The sequence below is a fragment of the Cupriavidus pauculus genome (genome assembly GCF_002858765.1).
In the GTDB taxonomy this organism is placed as follows: domain Bacteria; phylum Pseudomonadota; class Gammaproteobacteria; order Burkholderiales; family Burkholderiaceae; genus Cupriavidus; species Cupriavidus pauculus_B.
The window spans coordinates 12,917-29,434 of the sequence record NZ_PJRP01000027.1 but is presented as its reverse complement, the minus strand read 5'-3'; the positions used below and the strand labels follow the sequence as shown (position 1 = coordinate 29,434).

General features: G+C 59.8%; 17 protein-coding genes. 2 read left to right on the top strand and 15 right to left on the bottom strand.

Going from position 1 to position 16,518, the window contains the following annotated elements:
• The 4 genes from CYJ10_RS32125 to ggt all read right to left on the bottom strand — a co-directional run.
• The coding region (locus tag CYJ10_RS32125; RefSeq protein ID WP_445347048.1) for an ABC transporter permease subunit at positions 1 to 157 on the bottom strand (157 nt) is incomplete at its 3' end.
• 73 nt (positions 158 to 230) lie between these two features.
• Positions 231 to 959: an amino acid ABC transporter permease gene (locus CYJ10_RS32120; RefSeq protein ID WP_101685484.1), complete on the bottom strand. Its 729-nt coding sequence runs from the start codon at positions 957 to 959 to the stop codon at positions 231 to 233.
• A gap of 68 nt (positions 960 to 1,027) precedes the next feature.
• On the bottom strand, positions 1,028 to 1,882 hold the full coding sequence (locus CYJ10_RS32115) for a glutamate/aspartate ABC transporter substrate-binding protein (protein ID WP_101685518.1): 855 nt from the start codon (positions 1,880 to 1,882) through the stop codon (positions 1,028 to 1,030).
• Between the two features lie 116 nt (positions 1,883 to 1,998).
• Positions 1,999 to 3,750: a gamma-glutamyltransferase gene (gene ggt, locus CYJ10_RS32110; RefSeq protein ID WP_257993630.1), complete on the bottom strand. Its 1,752-nt coding sequence runs from the start codon at positions 3,748 to 3,750 to the stop codon at positions 1,999 to 2,001.
• Between the two features lie 124 nt (positions 3,751 to 3,874).
• On the opposite strand from ggt, the gene CYJ10_RS32105 reads away from it, so the two are divergent.
• On the top strand, positions 3,875 to 4,798 hold the full coding sequence (locus tag CYJ10_RS32105) for a LysR family transcriptional regulator (RefSeq protein WP_101685483.1): 924 nt from the start codon (positions 3,875 to 3,877) through the stop codon (positions 4,796 to 4,798).
• A 1-nt stretch (position 4,799) separates the two neighbouring features.
• On the opposite strand, the gene CYJ10_RS32100 is transcribed toward CYJ10_RS32105, so the two are convergent.
• On the bottom strand, positions 4,800 to 5,861 hold the full coding sequence (locus tag CYJ10_RS32100) for a branched-chain amino acid ABC transporter substrate-binding protein (protein ID WP_180863134.1): 1,062 nt from the start codon (positions 5,859 to 5,861) through the stop codon (positions 4,800 to 4,802).
• A gap of 419 nt (positions 5,862 to 6,280) precedes the next feature.
• Positions 6,281 to 7,261, bottom strand: a complete 981-nt coding sequence (locus tag CYJ10_RS32095; RefSeq protein ID WP_101685481.1) for an NAD(P)H-quinone oxidoreductase — start codon at positions 7,259 to 7,261, stop codon at positions 6,281 to 6,283.
• Positions 7,262 to 7,322: 61 nt separating this feature from the next.
• Between CYJ10_RS32095 and CYJ10_RS32090 the strand changes: the two genes are divergently transcribed.
• The gene (locus CYJ10_RS32090; RefSeq protein ID WP_101685480.1) at positions 7,323 to 7,706 is read left to right on the top strand and encodes a VOC family protein; all 384 of its coding nucleotides are present in this window, start codon (positions 7,323 to 7,325) and stop codon (positions 7,704 to 7,706) included.
• A 42-nt stretch (positions 7,707 to 7,748) separates the two neighbouring features.
• Here CYJ10_RS32090 and CYJ10_RS32085 read toward each other — a convergent pair whose 3' ends face one another.
• The 9 genes from CYJ10_RS32085 to CYJ10_RS32045 all read right to left on the bottom strand — a co-directional run bounded on the left by CYJ10_RS32085 (position 7,749) and on the right by CYJ10_RS32045 (position 16,481).
• The gene (locus CYJ10_RS32085) at positions 7,749 to 8,447 is read right to left on the bottom strand and encodes an SDR family NAD(P)-dependent oxidoreductase (protein ID WP_180863133.1); all 699 of its coding nucleotides are present in this window, start codon (positions 8,445 to 8,447) and stop codon (positions 7,749 to 7,751) included.
• Between the two features lie 32 nt (positions 8,448 to 8,479).
• On the bottom strand, positions 8,480 to 9,196 hold the full coding sequence (locus tag CYJ10_RS32080) for an ABC transporter ATP-binding protein (protein WP_101685479.1): 717 nt from the start codon (positions 9,194 to 9,196) through the stop codon (positions 8,480 to 8,482).
• Entirely contained in the window at positions 9,177 to 9,911 is a 735-nt protein-coding gene (locus CYJ10_RS32075; RefSeq protein WP_101685478.1) for an ABC transporter ATP-binding protein, read from the bottom strand. The genes CYJ10_RS32080 and CYJ10_RS32075 overlap by 20 nt, the downstream gene beginning before the upstream one ends.
• A 10-nt stretch (positions 9,912 to 9,921) precedes the next feature.
• Complete coding sequence (locus CYJ10_RS32070; RefSeq protein WP_257993629.1) at positions 9,922 to 10,956, bottom strand: branched-chain amino acid ABC transporter permease; 1,035 nt, start codon at positions 10,954 to 10,956, stop codon at positions 9,922 to 9,924.
• Between the two features lie 15 nt (positions 10,957 to 10,971).
• The gene (locus tag CYJ10_RS32065) at positions 10,972 to 11,856 is read right to left on the bottom strand and encodes a branched-chain amino acid ABC transporter permease (RefSeq protein WP_101685476.1); all 885 of its coding nucleotides are present in this window, start codon (positions 11,854 to 11,856) and stop codon (positions 10,972 to 10,974) included.
• 84 nt (positions 11,857 to 11,940) lie between these two features.
• Complete coding sequence (locus CYJ10_RS32060) at positions 11,941 to 13,305, bottom strand: ABC transporter substrate-binding protein (RefSeq protein ID WP_257993628.1); 1,365 nt, start codon at positions 13,303 to 13,305, stop codon at positions 11,941 to 11,943.
• Positions 13,302 to 14,288, bottom strand: a complete 987-nt coding sequence (locus CYJ10_RS32055) for a transketolase family protein (RefSeq protein ID WP_219621579.1) — start codon at positions 14,286 to 14,288, stop codon at positions 13,302 to 13,304. The genes CYJ10_RS32060 and CYJ10_RS32055 overlap by 4 nt, the downstream gene beginning before the upstream one ends.
• Complete coding sequence (locus CYJ10_RS32050) at positions 14,279 to 15,100, bottom strand: transketolase (protein WP_219621570.1); 822 nt, start codon at positions 15,098 to 15,100, stop codon at positions 14,279 to 14,281. Before CYJ10_RS32050 ends, CYJ10_RS32055 begins: the two co-directional genes overlap by 10 nt.
• A gap of 232 nt (positions 15,101 to 15,332) precedes the next feature.
• The gene (locus CYJ10_RS32045) at positions 15,333 to 16,481 is read right to left on the bottom strand and encodes a glycerol dehydrogenase (RefSeq protein ID WP_101685472.1); all 1,149 of its coding nucleotides are present in this window, start codon (positions 16,479 to 16,481) and stop codon (positions 15,333 to 15,335) included.
• Positions 16,482 to 16,518: the final 37 nt, after the last annotated feature.

The following is a 16,518-nucleotide window of genomic DNA, read 5'->3' as shown; positions in this document are numbered from 1 at the left end:
GCACCATCACCAGCGGGATGGACCGGAACAGCGTCACGTACGCCTGCGCAAACCAGTTCAGCGGCTTGCTGGACGACAGGCGCATCATTGCCAGAATCGTGCCCCAGACGATGCCGACGATCACCGCGGTCACGGTGATCTTCAGCGACACCATCATGCCCTCGCCGAGCACGTGGATGGTCGATGCGTCGATTGAGCTGAAATCGAATTCGTATGCCATATCCAGCTCCTTACTTGCCGCCGATGAAGCCCGGCACGCGGGTGCGTAGTTCCACCCAGCGCATCAGGTACATCACCGCGAAGTTGATCAACGCGTACATCACCGTGACCGCAATGAACGATTCATACGGGCGCGCGGTGTAGTCCACCAGTTGCCGCCCCTGCGCAGCCAGTTCCAGCAGGCCGATGGTCGACGCGACCGCCGAGTTCTTGAAGATGTTCAGGAATTCGGACGCGATCGGCGGCACGATGACGCGGAACGCCATCGGCAGCAGCACGTGGCGATACGTTTGCGCCAGCGTGAAACCCATGGCCAGGCCGGCGTTCTTCTGGCCACGCGGCAGCGACCTGATTCCCGAACGGACCTGCTCGCAAACGCGGGCGGCCGCGAAAGTACCAAGGCATAGCATGGCCGCGATGAACTGTTGGACCAGCGGATTCATCTGTTTGATGGCGTCGCCGCCGGGGAGCAGCTCGGGACCGACGAAGTACCAGATGAACAGCTGCACCAGCAGCGGAATGTTGCGGAAAATCTCGACGTAGGTAGCGGCGAACCCCGACAGCCACTTGTTCGGCACGGTTCGCAGCACACCCAGCACGGAGCCGATGATGAGGGCGATGATCCACGACGACAGGCCCAGCGCGATCGTGACCTTGAAACCGGAAATCATCCAGTCCAGGTACGTCTCGTTGGAGGCAGCCCTCTCGAGGATGACTCCCCAGTGAAAAACGTAATCCATTCTTTTGTCTCCTCAAAGAGAAACGGAAGGACTGCGCCTTCCGTTTCGCACTGTTCAAATCGCGTGGATCAGTCGAGTGCCTTGTCGTTCGGAGTCTTGAAGAGCGTCTTCATGTCTTCGGACAGCGGAAAGTCCAGGTTCAGGCCCTTCGGCGGCACCGGTTGCTGGAACCACTTCGTGTACATCGTGTTGATCGAGCCGTCCTTCATCAGGCCGATGATCACGTGGTCGGACAGCTTCTTGAACGGCACGTCGTCCTTGCGGATCATGCAGCCGTACGATTCACGCGATTGCGGCTGGCCCACGACGATCCAGTCGCTCGGATTTCTGGCTTTGGCGCGCTCGCCGTAGAGCAGCGCATCGTCCATCATGAACGCCACGGCACGGCCCGATTCCAGCGTCAGGAACGACTGGCCATGGTCCTTGGTGCTGATGATGTTCATGCCCAGCTTCTGGTCGTCGTTCATCTTGCGCAGCAGGCGCTCCGACGTCGTACCAGCCGTGGTCACCACGTTCCTGCCCTTCAGGTCGGCCCAATCCTTGATGCCGCCGTCCTTCTTCACCATGATGCGCGTGCCGATGATGAAGATGCTCGTGGTAAACGATGCCTGCTTCTGGCGCTCGAGGTTGTTCGTCGTCGATCCGCACTCGATGTCGATCGTGCCGTTCTGCAGCAGCGTGATACGGTTCTGCGAGGTGACGGGAATTTCCTTCACTTGCAGGTTCGGAAGCTTCAGTTGTTCCTTGACAGCTTCCACGATCTTCATATTGATATCGTAGGAGTACCCGACCTGTCGCACACCACCCAAGTTGTAGTTGAACGGAATTGAAGAGTCCCGTACTCCCAACGTGATCACGCCAGTATCTTTGATCTTCTGCAGAGTTCCGCCGTCTGCGTGGGCGACACCGGCACCCAATAACATGGTGATTGACGGGATTGCCGCCAACAAAATCTTCTTCATTTGAATTTCAGGAGGGTGATTTGTACTCGCAATGCAACCGGTATGGAGTCGCCCGTGGACGACTCCATTTGCACTGACTAGGGCTTCACAACGATGGAGTGCCCGCGAGCACGAGGATCAGACACCGGCATCGGATCACCACCCGCGATCTGAATCGCTTGAATGTCGGTGTCGAAGGAGTTGGTTGTCACCGTGTAGCCACGCGCCACCAATTGCTGGGCAAGATCCTGCGGAATCGGCGAGAACGGCTCACCCTCGATCACACCGCCCTGAGGCAGTTGATGATGGAACCGGCGGTTTGCTACTGCCTTCCCAAGGTCCATCTTATAGTCGTAGACATTGGCCAGAACCTGATAGACCGCCGTAAAGATCCGAGTGCCACCAGGTGTGCCAATGACCATTGTGGGAAGCCCGTCTTTGACAAGAATCGTCGGAGTCATCGAAGACAATGGACGTTTTCCAGGAGCTACTGCATTGGCGTCCGCGCCTACGACACCAAAGATGTTCGGTTGGCCTGGAATTGTCGCGAAGTCATCCATCTCGTCGTTCAAGGCGAAGCCGGCGCCTCGAACTACCACTCCACTACCGTACGGCATGTTGAGCGTGTAGGTGTTCGAGACAGCGTTGCCCCATTTGTCGACGACCGAGAAGTGTGTCGTGTGCATCTTCGGCATACCCGGCTTCGCATCCGCGGTAGGCGTAATGGCGGTCGGGTTGACCTCCGTCGCACGACGCTGAATGTAGTCAGGATCAAGCAAGCCCGCGACCGGTACGTTTGTGAAACCAGGGTCACCGAGGTATTCGGCGCGATCTGCATACACGCGCTTCATCATCTCTGCATTGAGGTGAACATACTGCGCCGTGTTCGGCGACTCACCGGCAAAGAGCGTATTCGCCAGTACTTGCTTCATCCCCAGCAGTTGAGCCAGCGCGATGCCACCCGAGCTAGGCGGAGGGGCAGTGAGCACCGTCATTCCGTTCCAATTGAATTGGAGAGGCTCGCGCCAAACCGCCTTGTAGTTAGCCAGGTCATCCTTGGTGATGAACCCCGCTCCGCCGTCCTGCTTCATCGAAGCCACGATGAGATCGGCCGTCTTACCCTTGTAGAACTCATCCGGGCCGCCTTGAGCGATTCGCGTCAGCGTGTCCGCCAGTTCAGGCTGCTGGAAGTTCTTTCCAACCTGCATGGCACCGTAGTACTCCATGACATTGGTCGGATATGGCAAGCCCTTGAACAGGTCTTCAGACCAATCCCGCCAGAACACCTGGCCCTGAGATACGGTGTGACCGTTTTGGGCGAGTGTGATAGCGGGAGCTACAACATCCTTCCAAGCGAGCTTCCCAAATTTCTGATGTGCTTCCCACAGGCCACGCACGGTACCAGGAACTGCGACTGCCTGTGCGCCACGAAGGCTACTATTCGGATCCTGCTTGCCACTGGTGTCCTTGTACTGCGTGTACATGGTGCTCGTCGCTGCAGCCGGGGCCACCTCTCTGTAGTCGACAAAGTAGGGCTTCTTGTCGAAGTAGATGTTCATGAAGCCACCGCCGCCAAGGTTGCCGGCTTCGGGGTATGTGACGGCGAGAACAAGGGCTGTTGCCACCGCTGCATCGACGGCATTGCCTCCGGCCTTCAGGATGGTTTGCGCAGCTTCAGCGCTATATGGGTCGCTCGACGCCACAGCACCTGCCGATAGCGGTACAGCTGCGGGCGTGACTACGTTGTTGTTGTCATTTCCCCCATCGCCACCGCACGCTCCGAGTCCCAAGGCAGTTGCCATGAGGGATGCCAAGAATGCACGCCTGGTGAGGTATATTTTTGATTTCATTTCTGTCTCCTGCGAAACCTTAGTTCGAGTATGCTGTCCAGTCGCATCCCCTGGCCCGGAACTCTAGTTATCGCGAGCCTCAGCGTCCAACGAGAAATTTTCGACAAATGAATTCCAACTACTCATGGAAACCAGAAAGCTAGAACATCTGTTGGAGTTGGCCGCGACCGCTTCTTTCAGCCGCGCAGCGGCGAACCTGCATTTGACGCAGTCCGCTCTAAGCAAGAGCATTCAGTCGCTTGAAGAAGAGATTGGAGCGCAGCTTGTGGATCGCCGAGGTCGACACTGCGCACTAACTGCAATTGGCGAGATGGTCGCGGAGCGGGCACGGCGCCTTCTCCCGGAGGTGGATGAGGTATTGCACCTTGCAGAGCGGGATAGCAATCCAGAAGGGATGCTTCGCGTTGGATTCGGCGCCGGACCCGGAGCAGCGATTTGCCCGGGCTTCATCCGGCATGTTGCTGAATCGTATCCGCGGGTTCGTCTTGTCATCCGACGCGGAACCGTGCAAGCGCTTATGAGGGAGCTACGTGAGAGGACCATCGACGTCCTCATGCTCGACGTTCGGGCGCTACGGGAAACCGAGGACCTCGTAGTGGAGCCGGTTGGTAGCCTTTTAGGCGGTGCAGTGAGTCGGGCTCCTCATCCGCTCGCATCGGAAGCTAGCATTACGATGGACAAATTGCTGGACTATCCCGTGCTGAGTACCTCGGTCTCGGATGAAATTGCTCGCACCTCCGTCGAGATGTACGGACCCAAAGGAGACCCCAGACGATTCACCACGGTGGAAAGTGAGGAGCTCGAGCCGCTGGTCAAGGCCGCTGTCACATCCAATGCCGTCTTTCTTGGGGTAATCGCAGCAGCTCAGGACGAGATCAGCGATGGTCGAGCGCAAGTGCTAGTGCTGTCGCCTCCCCTTCACGTAAAGGTTCCTATCGCGCTCGTGAGGTTGTCGAGCAAGGCGGAAATGAGACTGGTTTTTATACTGAGGGATTTCGTAAGCGGCTGGCTAAGAGAGTCGGCGTACGCAGACGCCGCAAGCAGCTAGCTCACCACTCTACGAGCTTTCGACCTTCCTTTGAGAGCCTATAGACGCTTACTTTTGCATCTACCCGGTCACCTCGCTGGTCGAATTGGATGCGGCCTGTGAGTCCGTCATAGGTCAGGTGTGAAAGTTGGTCCCTCACACCGAGGTGGTTACCCTGGGCTCGAAGCACGGCTGACGCCAACACAAGTGTGGCATCGTACGCATACATGGCATTGCCAACATACTGGTTTGGAAAACGAGTTTCATAGTATCGCCGGAAGGCCGTCGCCTTAGGCGACTGTGAAGTCGGTTCGCCGCCTTCGACGCAATACACACTCACTTCCTTGGCGCCCACGAGAAGCGATGGCAAGAGGTCCGTGCAAATGCCATCGCCGCCAACCAGGTCAATGTTCTCCATCCGGAGTCGCTGCATCTGGCGAAGCAACAAGGCAGCTTGCCCGTACATGCCTGCAAATACCAGAACGTCCGGTCTCGTCCTCTTGATAGCCAGCAGTTGCCCGGTTAAGTCAACGGCATGAGCCTGAGTGAACTCCCTGGCGACAATGGAGAGCCCGGCTTCCCCCGCGGCCTTCTCAAAGGCGCTCGCAAAGCCTTCTCCGTAAGAAGTCCTGTCGTCAATGATCGCTACGCGCTTGTCGACCAACTTGTGCTTTGCAACGAACCGTGCCATGGCTCCAGCAGCCCGCGCATCGTTTGCCGTCAGGCGGAATGTGTTCTTGTACCCCAGCCTCGTTAACTCGGGAGATGTTGCAGACGGACTAAGGTTCGGAATCCCGCAGCCCTCGTAGACTCCCGCTGCGGCTACTGCGGCGCCGGACGTAACATGGCCCACCACACCAACGACGTTCATGTCGCAAAGCTTCTGCGCTGCGACAACTGCGAGCCGTGGGTCGCCCGCGTCATCGAGGAATGTCCCTTCGAATCGGACTTGGCGCCCGCCAACCACACCCGGCGCTGCATTAGCTTTCTCAAGGGCCAGCCTGACACCATTTGCGCTGTCATTACCCGCTTGGGCATTCGGTCCTGTTAGCGGCCCGACCACCCCAATACGGAAGACAATCATCTCAGTAGCTCGGGCCTGGCCCATACAGTGAAGGGCTATCGCCCCGGCACCCAAGGCAACGCACAGTCTCTTAAGACCTACCTGTCCAATCACTTCTTATGCCTCGTACTGATGAAGTCCTGCAGTCCGGCCGAGAACTTCATCGCAAGAGGATTGATCCGCGCGATTCCCCACCGGAATACATCTAAGTCCCAATCTTCATACTTCGGTGGCCACCCAAGGCGCGCACCTCAGCAGCGTGAAAGTATGGCTATTCCGGCTGCCCTAGTCATCCTGTGGTTTACATCATGCACCGGATGACCAGGAACTTTGACAGCGGCCGTCAAGGCACCCGATGCGCCATCGATCGCGAAGGCGTAAAGCGAGTCAATGGCGTTCGGATGGGCCGCGGATCCAGCGCATCGAAACCGCGCAGCTGACTAATCAGCTTTTAGCAGTATTTTTCCAATGTGTTTGCCCGACTCCATCAAGGTATGTGCACGGGCTGCTTCACCTAGAGGCAACACAGTATGGATGTGAGGCAAACAACGGCCCTTTGCAAGGATCGGCCAGAATGCTTTCTGAAGTCCCCGAATCAACATTGCCTTATTTTCCGGAGTCCGCGCACGCAAGGTAGACCCCATCACGCGGAGGCGCTTCAGCATGATGGGCTGGAGATCGATATTCACGACGCTGCCTTCTAGAAAGGAAATCTGTACCAACGCTCCGTCCAGTGCCAACGCCCGGAGGTTTCGAGCGATATATTCTCCACCGACCATATCGAGCACCACGTCGACACCAGTTCCAGACGTGGCAGTATCGACCACTTCATTGAAGTCTTCGGTGCGATAGTTGATAACGTGCCGTGCGCCCAGTTGCCTGCAAACCTCCAGTTTTTCACTTGAGCCGGCCGTAGTGATGACCTTGGCACCCACCTCACTGGCAAGCTGGATGGCGGTCAACCCAATGCCACTGCCGCCGCCATGCACAAGGACGGTACTTTCTTTTCCGACCAGGCCCGTCGCAAAGAGGTTCGCCCAGACGGTGATGTAATTCTCCGGAAGCGCGGCCGCTTGGGCCAGTGTCAGTCCCTCAGGTACAGGCAAACAATGGCGTGCATCCACCACACAGAATTCGGCGTAACCTCCGCCATGCGAAAGGCCACACACCTCATCACCGACCTTCCAGCCGGCCACATTTTTGCCCACCTGGACAACAACCCCCGAAACTTCCAACCCCAGGAAGGGATTAGCCGAGGCCGGCGGATTGTATAGCCCCATGCGCTGCAAGATATCGGGCCTGTTGACACCCGCATAGGCGACACGAATCAAGAGTTCATGATCTCGCGCCGCGGGAACATCCCCTTCCTGCAAAGTTAGAGCGTCTGCGCCTGCCCCCGAAACATGGTGGATGTATTTCATAGCGTTCTATGTTCCGCGAATAGATATATCATGCATCAATTAGTTAACCAGGAGTGGCTTGATGAAACTGACTGGCATGAATCATTTCACCGTGCTTACCGCGAACCTGCAATCCAGCGTGCATTTCTACGCTGAGGTACTAGGCCTCTCGGTGGGACCCCGCCCCGCACTCGCTTTTGACGGTGCCTGGCTCTATTGCGAAGACGCAGCCGTCGTGCACTTGGTTGCACGAAAAACCGCCGCGTCTACGTCAGGCGTGCTTGACCATATGGCGTTCAGCGCAACAGACCTCGGGGGATTTCAAAAGCGCCTGAGGTCTTTCGGGATTCCGTTCGTCTTGAGCCAGCAGATCGATACCGGCATCTGGCAGATCTTCCTTCACGATCCAGACGGCGCGAAGATCGAACTTGACTTCGCACCGACTGAAGTGCCACCTGCCGAGTAGACGATTGGATATCCGCCCAACGAGACCCCGGGTTCCGAAGGCTTACGCAATACCAAAGCCGCCGTCCACGGGCACGATGACGCCCGTCACATAGGCAGTGTCCTCGGTGCAAAGTAGGCGCACCACGCGCGCCACGTCGTGCGTCGTGCCCCAACGCTGCATTGGGATGCGCGCCATGATTGCCGCACTGCGCTCTGGATTGTCGAGCGCACCTGCGGACAATCGCGTGCGGATCCATCCCGGTGCCACGGCATTGACTCGAACGCCTTGCGGTGCCAGCGCTACCGCGTATGCCCGGGTTAAACCAAGCACGCCGGCCTTGCTGGCCGTGTAAGCGGGGTTGTTAGGCGAACCGAAATAGCTCCACATCGATGCCACGTTCACCACGGCGCCGCGTGCTGCGACCAAACGCTGTTCCAGCACACTGATCAAGCACTGGGAACCATTCAGATTCACGTCCACCACCTTGCGAAAACCCTCTGGCGTGAATTCTTTTCGCTCGTGCAAAATGATACCCGCCGCATTGACCAACACTGAGACGGCATCCAAATCCGCCGTGGCATCGCGCATGGCTGCGGCGTCGGTGACGTCACCACGCCGAAACTCTAGCGTGCTCGGCAGGTCGCCGTCTGCATCCATCCCCAGGCATACGACACGCAGACCATCTGCGGCAAATAGCTCGGCAATTGCCCGACCAATGCCAGTACCGCCACCCGTTACCACTGCAATCCGTTGACTCATACTCCCTCACTCCTTGTTGACGTTGCGGGGCGCTACACGCCCAGATAGGTTGCACGCAGATGTGGGTTGGCGAGCAACTCTTTGCCCTGCCCAGCCAGCGCGATCGTGCCGCTTTCGATAACGTAGCCGTAGTCAGCCATATCGAGTACCTGATTGACGTTCTGCTCGATCACCAGAACAGCCATGTCGCGCTCGCGCAATTGACGAATGCTGTCAAACAACCTGTCAACCATAATGGGTGCCAATCCCAGCGACGGTTCGTCTAGCGCCAACACGCGTGGGAGCGCCATCAGCGCGCGACCGACCGCCACCATTTGCTGTTGCCCTCCCGACAGGGTGGACGCCGCGAGATGCTGGCGCTCCTCAAGAATCGGGAACAGCGAAAATACCTCGCGCAGCGTTTGCGCCCGACGCTGCCGAGCCCGGCGATTGGTCGCGCCGATCAGCAGGTTCTCCAGGATCGACATGCCGAGGAAGAGCTGCTTGCCTTCGGGAGACTGCACAAAGCCGTCGAGTACGACGCGGTGTGGGGCCTGTGCATCTAGTTCACGCCCCTCCATGCGCACGACGCCGCGTTTTCGCCGGATCAGTCCTGAGACCGTGCGCAAGAACGTTGTCTTGCCAGCGCCATTGGCGCCGATCAGCGCCGTAATGGACCCCGGTGCAAGGGAGAGATTGATTCCCCGTAACACCTGTTGCTCGCCATAGCCCGACCACAGGTCTTCCACTTCAAATATCGCTGCTGGCATAGCCATCTCCAAAGTAGGCGTTGAGGACCTGAGGCATACGGACCACTTCTGCGGGCGCTCCGTCAGCGATCAGTCTCCCCTGCTCCATCACAATCACGCGATCGGACAAACCCATGATGACCTTCATCACGTGCTCGACAATCAGGACCGTCACGCCGGTATCACGGATCTTGCGTACCAGCTCGACCATCTCACCGGCTTCGCTAGGCGTTGCTCCGGCCACCACCTCGTCCATCAAGAGCAGGCGCGGTCGCGTCGCCAATGCTCGACCCAGTTCCAGCTTGCGTTTATCGAAGGCGGTCAGGTCGCTGGCATCGGTATCGGCGCGCGAGGCGAGACCCAGGAACTCCAAGCAACCGTAGGCCTCGTCGCGCACCCGTGCGCGCACACGGCTTCGCGAGAAGCCTCCCACCATCACGTTCTCCAGGGCAGTGAGGCCGCCGAAGGGCTTCGAAAGCTGGAACGTACGCGCAATGCCGGCGGCGCATATCTGGTGGGGACGCTTGCCTCGGATCTGCTGCCCATCGAAAAGAATGTCGCCTTCATCGGCCTGGATCGCACCGGCAATCAAGTTGAAGGCCGTGGTCTTTCCGGCGCCATTGGGGCCGAGCAGCCCCAAGATTTCGCCTTTACCCACTGTGAAAGAAAGCTTACTGACTGCCTGCAGGCCACCGAATCGCCTGGATATGGATTTCACTTCAAGAATGCGTTCCATGGATCTTCCTTCAGGCGTCCTTGGCGACAACAGAATTGGCGGAAGCGGCCGGTCTACGCCGGAATCGCAGCAGTCGCTCGAGCGGGCCGATAATGCCCTTGGGGAAATACAGTACCGCCGCCATCAGGATCAAGCCGTAGATCACCAGGTGCAGCCCTAGGAATTTTCCAGCGAACCATGCACGCGCGAACTCGGCGATGGGATGCAGGACAAAGGCGCCGAGCACCGGTCCGATGATGGTGCCTTGTCCACCCACAATGGCCATGATGGCGCTGTCAATGGACAGATCCAGTCCCATGTTCCGCTCGGGATTGATGTAACGGAAGAACTGCGCATAGAAGGCGCCACCCAGCCCGGTCATGAAGGCGCTGATGGCCAGCGCGATGATCGGGTAGCGGGTGGTGCTGACGCCCACTGCCTGAGCGGCGGCCTCATCGCCCCGGATTGCCTTCAGGTAGTAGCCCAGGCGAGATCGCTCAAGGGCCACGGTTGCCAGCAGCATCACTGCCAGCATGATGAGGATGATGTAGTAGTACGGCACCTTGCTGTCGAACTGAAATGCCAGCCACCCCGATTGCGATGGCGGGATGACCAGACCTTGCGCCCCCTTGAGCGGGATGCCCAGGAAGTCATCCGTGTTTTCTAACCAGATTCGCACAATCTCGGCGAAGGCAATGGTCGTCAACGTGAAATAGGGCCCTTTGAGCTTGAAGGTTGGATACCCGATGCAGATGGAAAGCAGTGCCGCGGCAAGCCCGCCTGCAAGCATCCCCAGCCACGGTGAAATGCCGAGCTGCGTGAACAGCAGCACACTGATATAGCCGGCTCCGCCGGCGAAGACCGAATGCCCCAGAGACAGCTGCCCGACATAGCCGCAGACGAAGTTCCACGCCGACGCCATGTAAGCGAAGTACAGGATCATGATCAGGGAGTGCAGCGCGTAACTGTCTTGCACGAACAGCGGAAGCACGGAAGCAATAGCCATCATCGGAACCCCGATCACGGTGTTGATATTGGCTTTGGATACGGTCATGGATGCACGCATGGATGGATCCTCCCCCTACTTCCGGCCGAGCAGACCGCTCGGGCGGAACAGCAGCACGATGATGAACAGACAGAACGAGAACACAGAGGCGGAGGTTGCCGTGACGAACTGTGAGGCGACCGACTCGAAGACGCCGAGCACGAGGCCACCCAGTAGCGAGCCCGGGATCGAGCCAATACCGCCTAGCACCACTACCAGGAAAGACTTGATGCCAAAGCCCAGTCCAGTGGTTGGTGACACAGACAGAAACGGCACAAGTAGCGCACCAAAGAGCCCGAGGATGCCGGCGCCGATGCCAAACGTGACGTTGTAGATCTGGCCAACATTGATACCGGACAGTGCCGCGGCGTCGCGATTCTGCGCGGTGGCGCGAATCTGCCGCCCGATGTCAGTGGCGCGCAGCCAGTACGACAAGCCGGCGGCCACCGCCACCGCCGCCACGCATGCGATCAACCGTGGCACGTTGACTGGCAGCGATGCCACATCAATCGAACCACTGAACGCATCGGTGGTGACCGTACGCACGTCGGGTCCGAAGGCCATCAGGATGCCGTTATCGATGACCAGGAACACGCCAGTGGTCAGCAGCAGCGCGCCAAGTGGTTCGACCACCATGGTGGTCTCCCGTCGAAAGAGCGGGGCAATCACCACTGCCTGCGTGAAGTAGCCAAGCAAGAACAGTAGCGGCACAGTCATCAACACAGTCACGTAAGGATGCATGCCAAATACCGACCAGATCATGTAGCTCAAGTACATGGCGAGCATCAGGAAAGAGCCGTGCGCGAAGTTGATCACTCTCAGCACGCCAAAGATGAGGCTGAGTCCGAGCGCGATGCCGCCGTAAATGCCGCCCAGCAGTACGCCGTTGACCACGGCGTAGGCCAGAATGGTTGGGTCCATATCAGGATCTCGAAAAGCACGGGCGCTGCCCGTGAAGCGGTACATCCGGCCCGGCACGGCGTGCCGGACCGTCCTAGCGGGTGCTCAACGCGCGCCGGGTGCCGGCAGCGGCCACACCGGAGTCACCCCTGCGACCCGGTTGGATGCGGGCCAGATCGTGCGACGTTCGCCGTTCTGGTTCTGCGAGATCACGCCGTGTGCAAAGGTGTTCTGCCCCTGCGCATCGAACTTGATCCGCTGATAGCCGGTGATCAGTGCCGGACCGCTGCTGATGTCTGTGGCCGCCAGCGCGTCGCGCACCTTGGCGCGATCGATCGAGGCGGCACGCTCCAGCGCGTCCTTCACGATGTAGACGTTGGATACGCCTTGCGCGCCATAGGAATTGATGCCGTATCCAAGTGCGGCCTTGAACTTGGCATCGGCGGCGATCATCGCCGGATCCTTGGCGGCGCGCATGATGTCGACCTGGAAATCATCCTGCACGAACATGTTTTCCACCGCCTTGGGCGACACCGCCTTGTAGAAGTTAGGATCCTCGGAGCCGCCGCCGACGGAGTGGATGCCATAGGGTACGTACACGCGGCTTTCGGCAAGCTGGCGCGTGAACAGGATGTGGTCCGGCGTGTAGGCCACAACGATCAGGGCGTCAGGCTTGGTGCTGCGGACCTTGAGCAGTTGCGCCGACAAATCCGTCTGGTTGGGCGGATACGACTCGTCCAGCGAAATGGCATAGCCGCGCTCCTTGGCTAGCTTCTTGACATTCGCCGCATGCGAGCGACCCCAATCCGTGCCCTCGTAGAAGAGGCCAATGCTCTTCGGACCCTTGCCAGTTTCCTTCTTGAGCAGATCCAGCGCGTCGATCTGCTCGCGGGCGTCGTAAATGGCCTTGTTGTTGGGTCGAAACACATACTTGAAGCCACGCTCGGTGATCTCGTCTTTAACCGCGCCTGTGACAAGCCAGGGCACCTTGTAGCGCTCTGCTACCTCGGTGGCCGGGAACGTTACTGCGCTGTTGTACGCGCCGACAATCAGCGTCACGTTTTCGCGCTGGATCAGGCGTTCGGTTTCCGCCACGCCAACATCCGGCTTGGATTGGCTGTCGGCAAAGACGAGCTTCAGGCGGGCGCCACCAAGCGCCTTGATGCCGCCCGCGGCGTTGATCTGCTCGGCGGCGACTTCCGCGCCGAGCTTCGTCTGGTTACCAATCGTGGCGGCACCACCGGAGAGCGGCAGCACGAAGCCGATGGGGATTTCCTTGACTTGCGCGGTGGCGTTGCCGCCCGCCAATGCGAGCAGCAAGACGCCCGTGCCGAGGAAGCCACGGCGGGACGAACGTGGGGAACGATGCATGAATGTCTCCTTGTTTGATCCGGGCCTGACGGCCCGGTGCAACTCTGGGTTGCTTCTGTCACGGTGTGCGGCGCACGCAGCCCGCACACCGCGGCTCACGCTGCCATCACCTGCTGCGCCAGTTCGCCAATGCCCGCTGCATCGAGTTTGTAATGGGCGTAAAGATGCGTTGGCGGTGCGATCAGGCTGTACTCATCGAGAATGCCGTGGCGCACGAGCCGCGTCCCGGTACCGGCATCGGCCAGGACTTCGGCCACGGCGCCTCCCAGTCCTCCCAGCACGTTGTGTTCTTCCACGGTCATGATCACTTTCGAATGTGCGGCAGCCCGCAGGACCGCTTCGCGGTCGAGCGGTTTGACCGTCGCCATGTCGATCATGCCGACCGAGCGGCCAGTGGCGTTCAGGCGCTTTGCCGCTTCCAGCGCCGGATGCACCGTCGATCCGGTCGCAATCAGCGTCAGCTCCTCCCCCTGCAGATGCTCGATTGCCTTGCCGAATACAAACGGGGTGTGCTCTTCGTAGACTGCGGGTTCACGGCCACGGCCGATGCGGAAGTAGATCGGCTGCGCATGATCCTTCGAGGCGATGATTGCAGCGCGCAGTTGCGGCCCATCTGCTGGCGCGACGACGGTCAGATCCGCAATGGAGCGCATGATGGCCAGGTCTTCGGTGGCATGGTGAGAGGTGCCATAGAACCCGAGCGAGATGCCGGCGTGATGGCCAATCAGTCGGACGGGCAAGCCGCAATAGGCGACGTCCATGCGGATCTGCTCGCAGCACAGCAGCGCCAGGAACGACGCAAAGGTGGCGACAAAAGGCGTGTAGCCCGCTGTCGCCATGCCTGCGGCAGCCGTCACCATGTTCTGCTCAGAAATACCGAACTGGATATAGCGATCCGGGTGCCGCTGGGCGAAGCGGATCAACCCGTTGGAATACTGAAGATCTGCGGAACCGGCCAGCACCGGCGCTCCCGCTTCGACCAGGTCGATCAGACCGTCCGACAAATAGTTGAGTCCCGGTGTAATCGCGTTCAGGCCGCGGTACTGCCAGGAGTCTTTGGAGAGTGGCTGGTTCATTGCGATGCGTCCTTTGCGAGAATTTCGTCGATGGCGCGTTTGGCGTCGTCCGGGGCCAGGTATCCGAGATGCCAGCCCGGCTCGGTCTCCATATAGGAGACGCCCTTGCCCTTGACCGTCTTGGCGATCACGCACACCGGCCGTGTGCGCGCGGTGTCGGCACGCAGCCGGCGCAGCAACGCGGTCAGCGCCGCCACATCGTGGCCGTCCACGGTATGGACTTCCCAACCGAACGCCTCCCACTTGGCGTCAAGCGGCTCGATGCCCATCACTTCATCGACTGCACCGTCGAGCTGGTAGCCGTTGCGATCGACGATGGCGATCAGACGTCCCGTTCGATGGTGCGCAGCCGACAACGCGGCCTCCCATACCTGCCCTTCCTGCATCTCACCGTCGCCCAGCATCACGAACGTGGTGAAGTCCTGCCCCGCGTGCCGCCCGGCGAGCGCCATGCCCAGCCCCGCAGAGAGCGCATGCCCGATCGAGCCCGAGCTGAAATCGATGCCAGGCACTTTGCGCATGTCGGGGTGATCGCCCAACGGACTGCCCAATCGGGTGTAGTCGTCCAGCCACGCTGTGGGGAAAAAGCCAAGATCGGCCAGGATCGGGAAGAGCCCCACCGCAGCGTGCCCCTTACCCATCAGGAAGCGATCCCGCCCGGACCAGCCTGGCTCGCCGCGACGCAGCTTCATGACGTCGTAGTACAGGGCGGCAAAGGTCTCGGCTGCGGAGAACACCGAGGTGTAGTGTCCGGTTTTCGCAATCTCGATGAGTCGGATCGTCTCCAACCGCACGAATGTGGCGCGCTCCTTGAGCATTGCCACCTGATCAGGGCCAGGCATGAACGGATCGGCGGCGGAGCTAACGAACGCCGGTGCTGCAGGGTGGTTCATCTCACATCTCCATTTTTATGATGCATCATATATCTTCGATTTGGACAAAAATCGGCCTCTGATCACCGGGCAGGCCTTCATAGATGCCCGATACAGAGGTACTTCGCTATCTGGCTATCAACGCCTGGATGCGGCGTCCTTCGCGTGCGAGTCCGGATTAACGGGCGCCAATGGCTTCAGCGAGCGAGTGGTCCTGTCCTGCCCGCTCCCCCGTTGCTGCCGACCTTGGGGCACGCCCGTTCACGGCGCCAATCGCTTCGACCAGGTCGGCCGCATTGAGCTCGCGCACGAAGTTGTGGATATGAGGCGCGGCCAGCGAGAGTTCGGCCGCATGGCGCAATTCGTCCTGGGTTGCATCAGGCAGCCCTAGGTCTGCGAGGCACAGAGGAAGACCGATCTGGCGATAGAGCGCCTCGAGTTCGGTGCGTTCTACCTCGTCTCGCCCCTCTAGTTGGAGTTGCACCAGCAGGCCAAACGCGACCTGCAGGCCATGCGGCGCGTGACTGACTTGGCGCAGCGCCGATAGGCCGCGCGTGAGCGCGTGGGCAATCGACAAGCCGCCGCTCTCGAAGCCAAGTCCCGACATCAGGATGGTCGCCTCCACGATGCGCTCGAAAGCGGGGGTTGGCTTGCCAGTCCCTGCGGCTGCCAGGGCGTCCGCCGCATCGGCCATTAGCACCGCGTGGCAGGTACGGGTGAGTGCGGCGGCCGACATCAACGGCCGCGTGCCGAACATATTGCGCCCCGACGGCGCGCGTGCGCACTGCTCGGCTTCAAAGGATTTCGAGATGGCGTCCCCGATGCCTGCCAGCAACATCGAGGCGGGCGCTTGGGCAATCAGCGCGGTGTCGGCAATGACACTGCTCGGGCTGTAAGCCAGGTGGCGCACGGCCAGAAGACGATGCGCGTCGTCATACAGTACATAGTTCTTGCTGGTCGGCGCATCATTAGAGGCCACCGTTGGCACCGTCATCACCGGTACCCCGAAATGGTCGGCCAATGCCTTGCCCGCATCGATACTGCGCCCACCCCCAGCGGCAATGACTAGCTCGGGGCGGCATTGCCCAACCTGCGCGGCCAGACGCTCCACGAGGCCCGGAGTCAGCGCTTCGTCAAAACTGAGACCGTGCGTGACCACGCCGGCCTGTTCGCACAGTCGCGTCAACCGCTCCCCAACCATGTCCATCACCATGCGGTCGGCCACGAGCAATGCCTGCCTGCCGAGGCGCGCCGCATGTTCGCCCAATACCTCGATGGCTCCCGCACCCTGAACGTAACGCCCGGGCGATCCAAATACTGCATGCACGTTGTCTCCTCTGGCGCCATCCGACGCTCGTCAAATT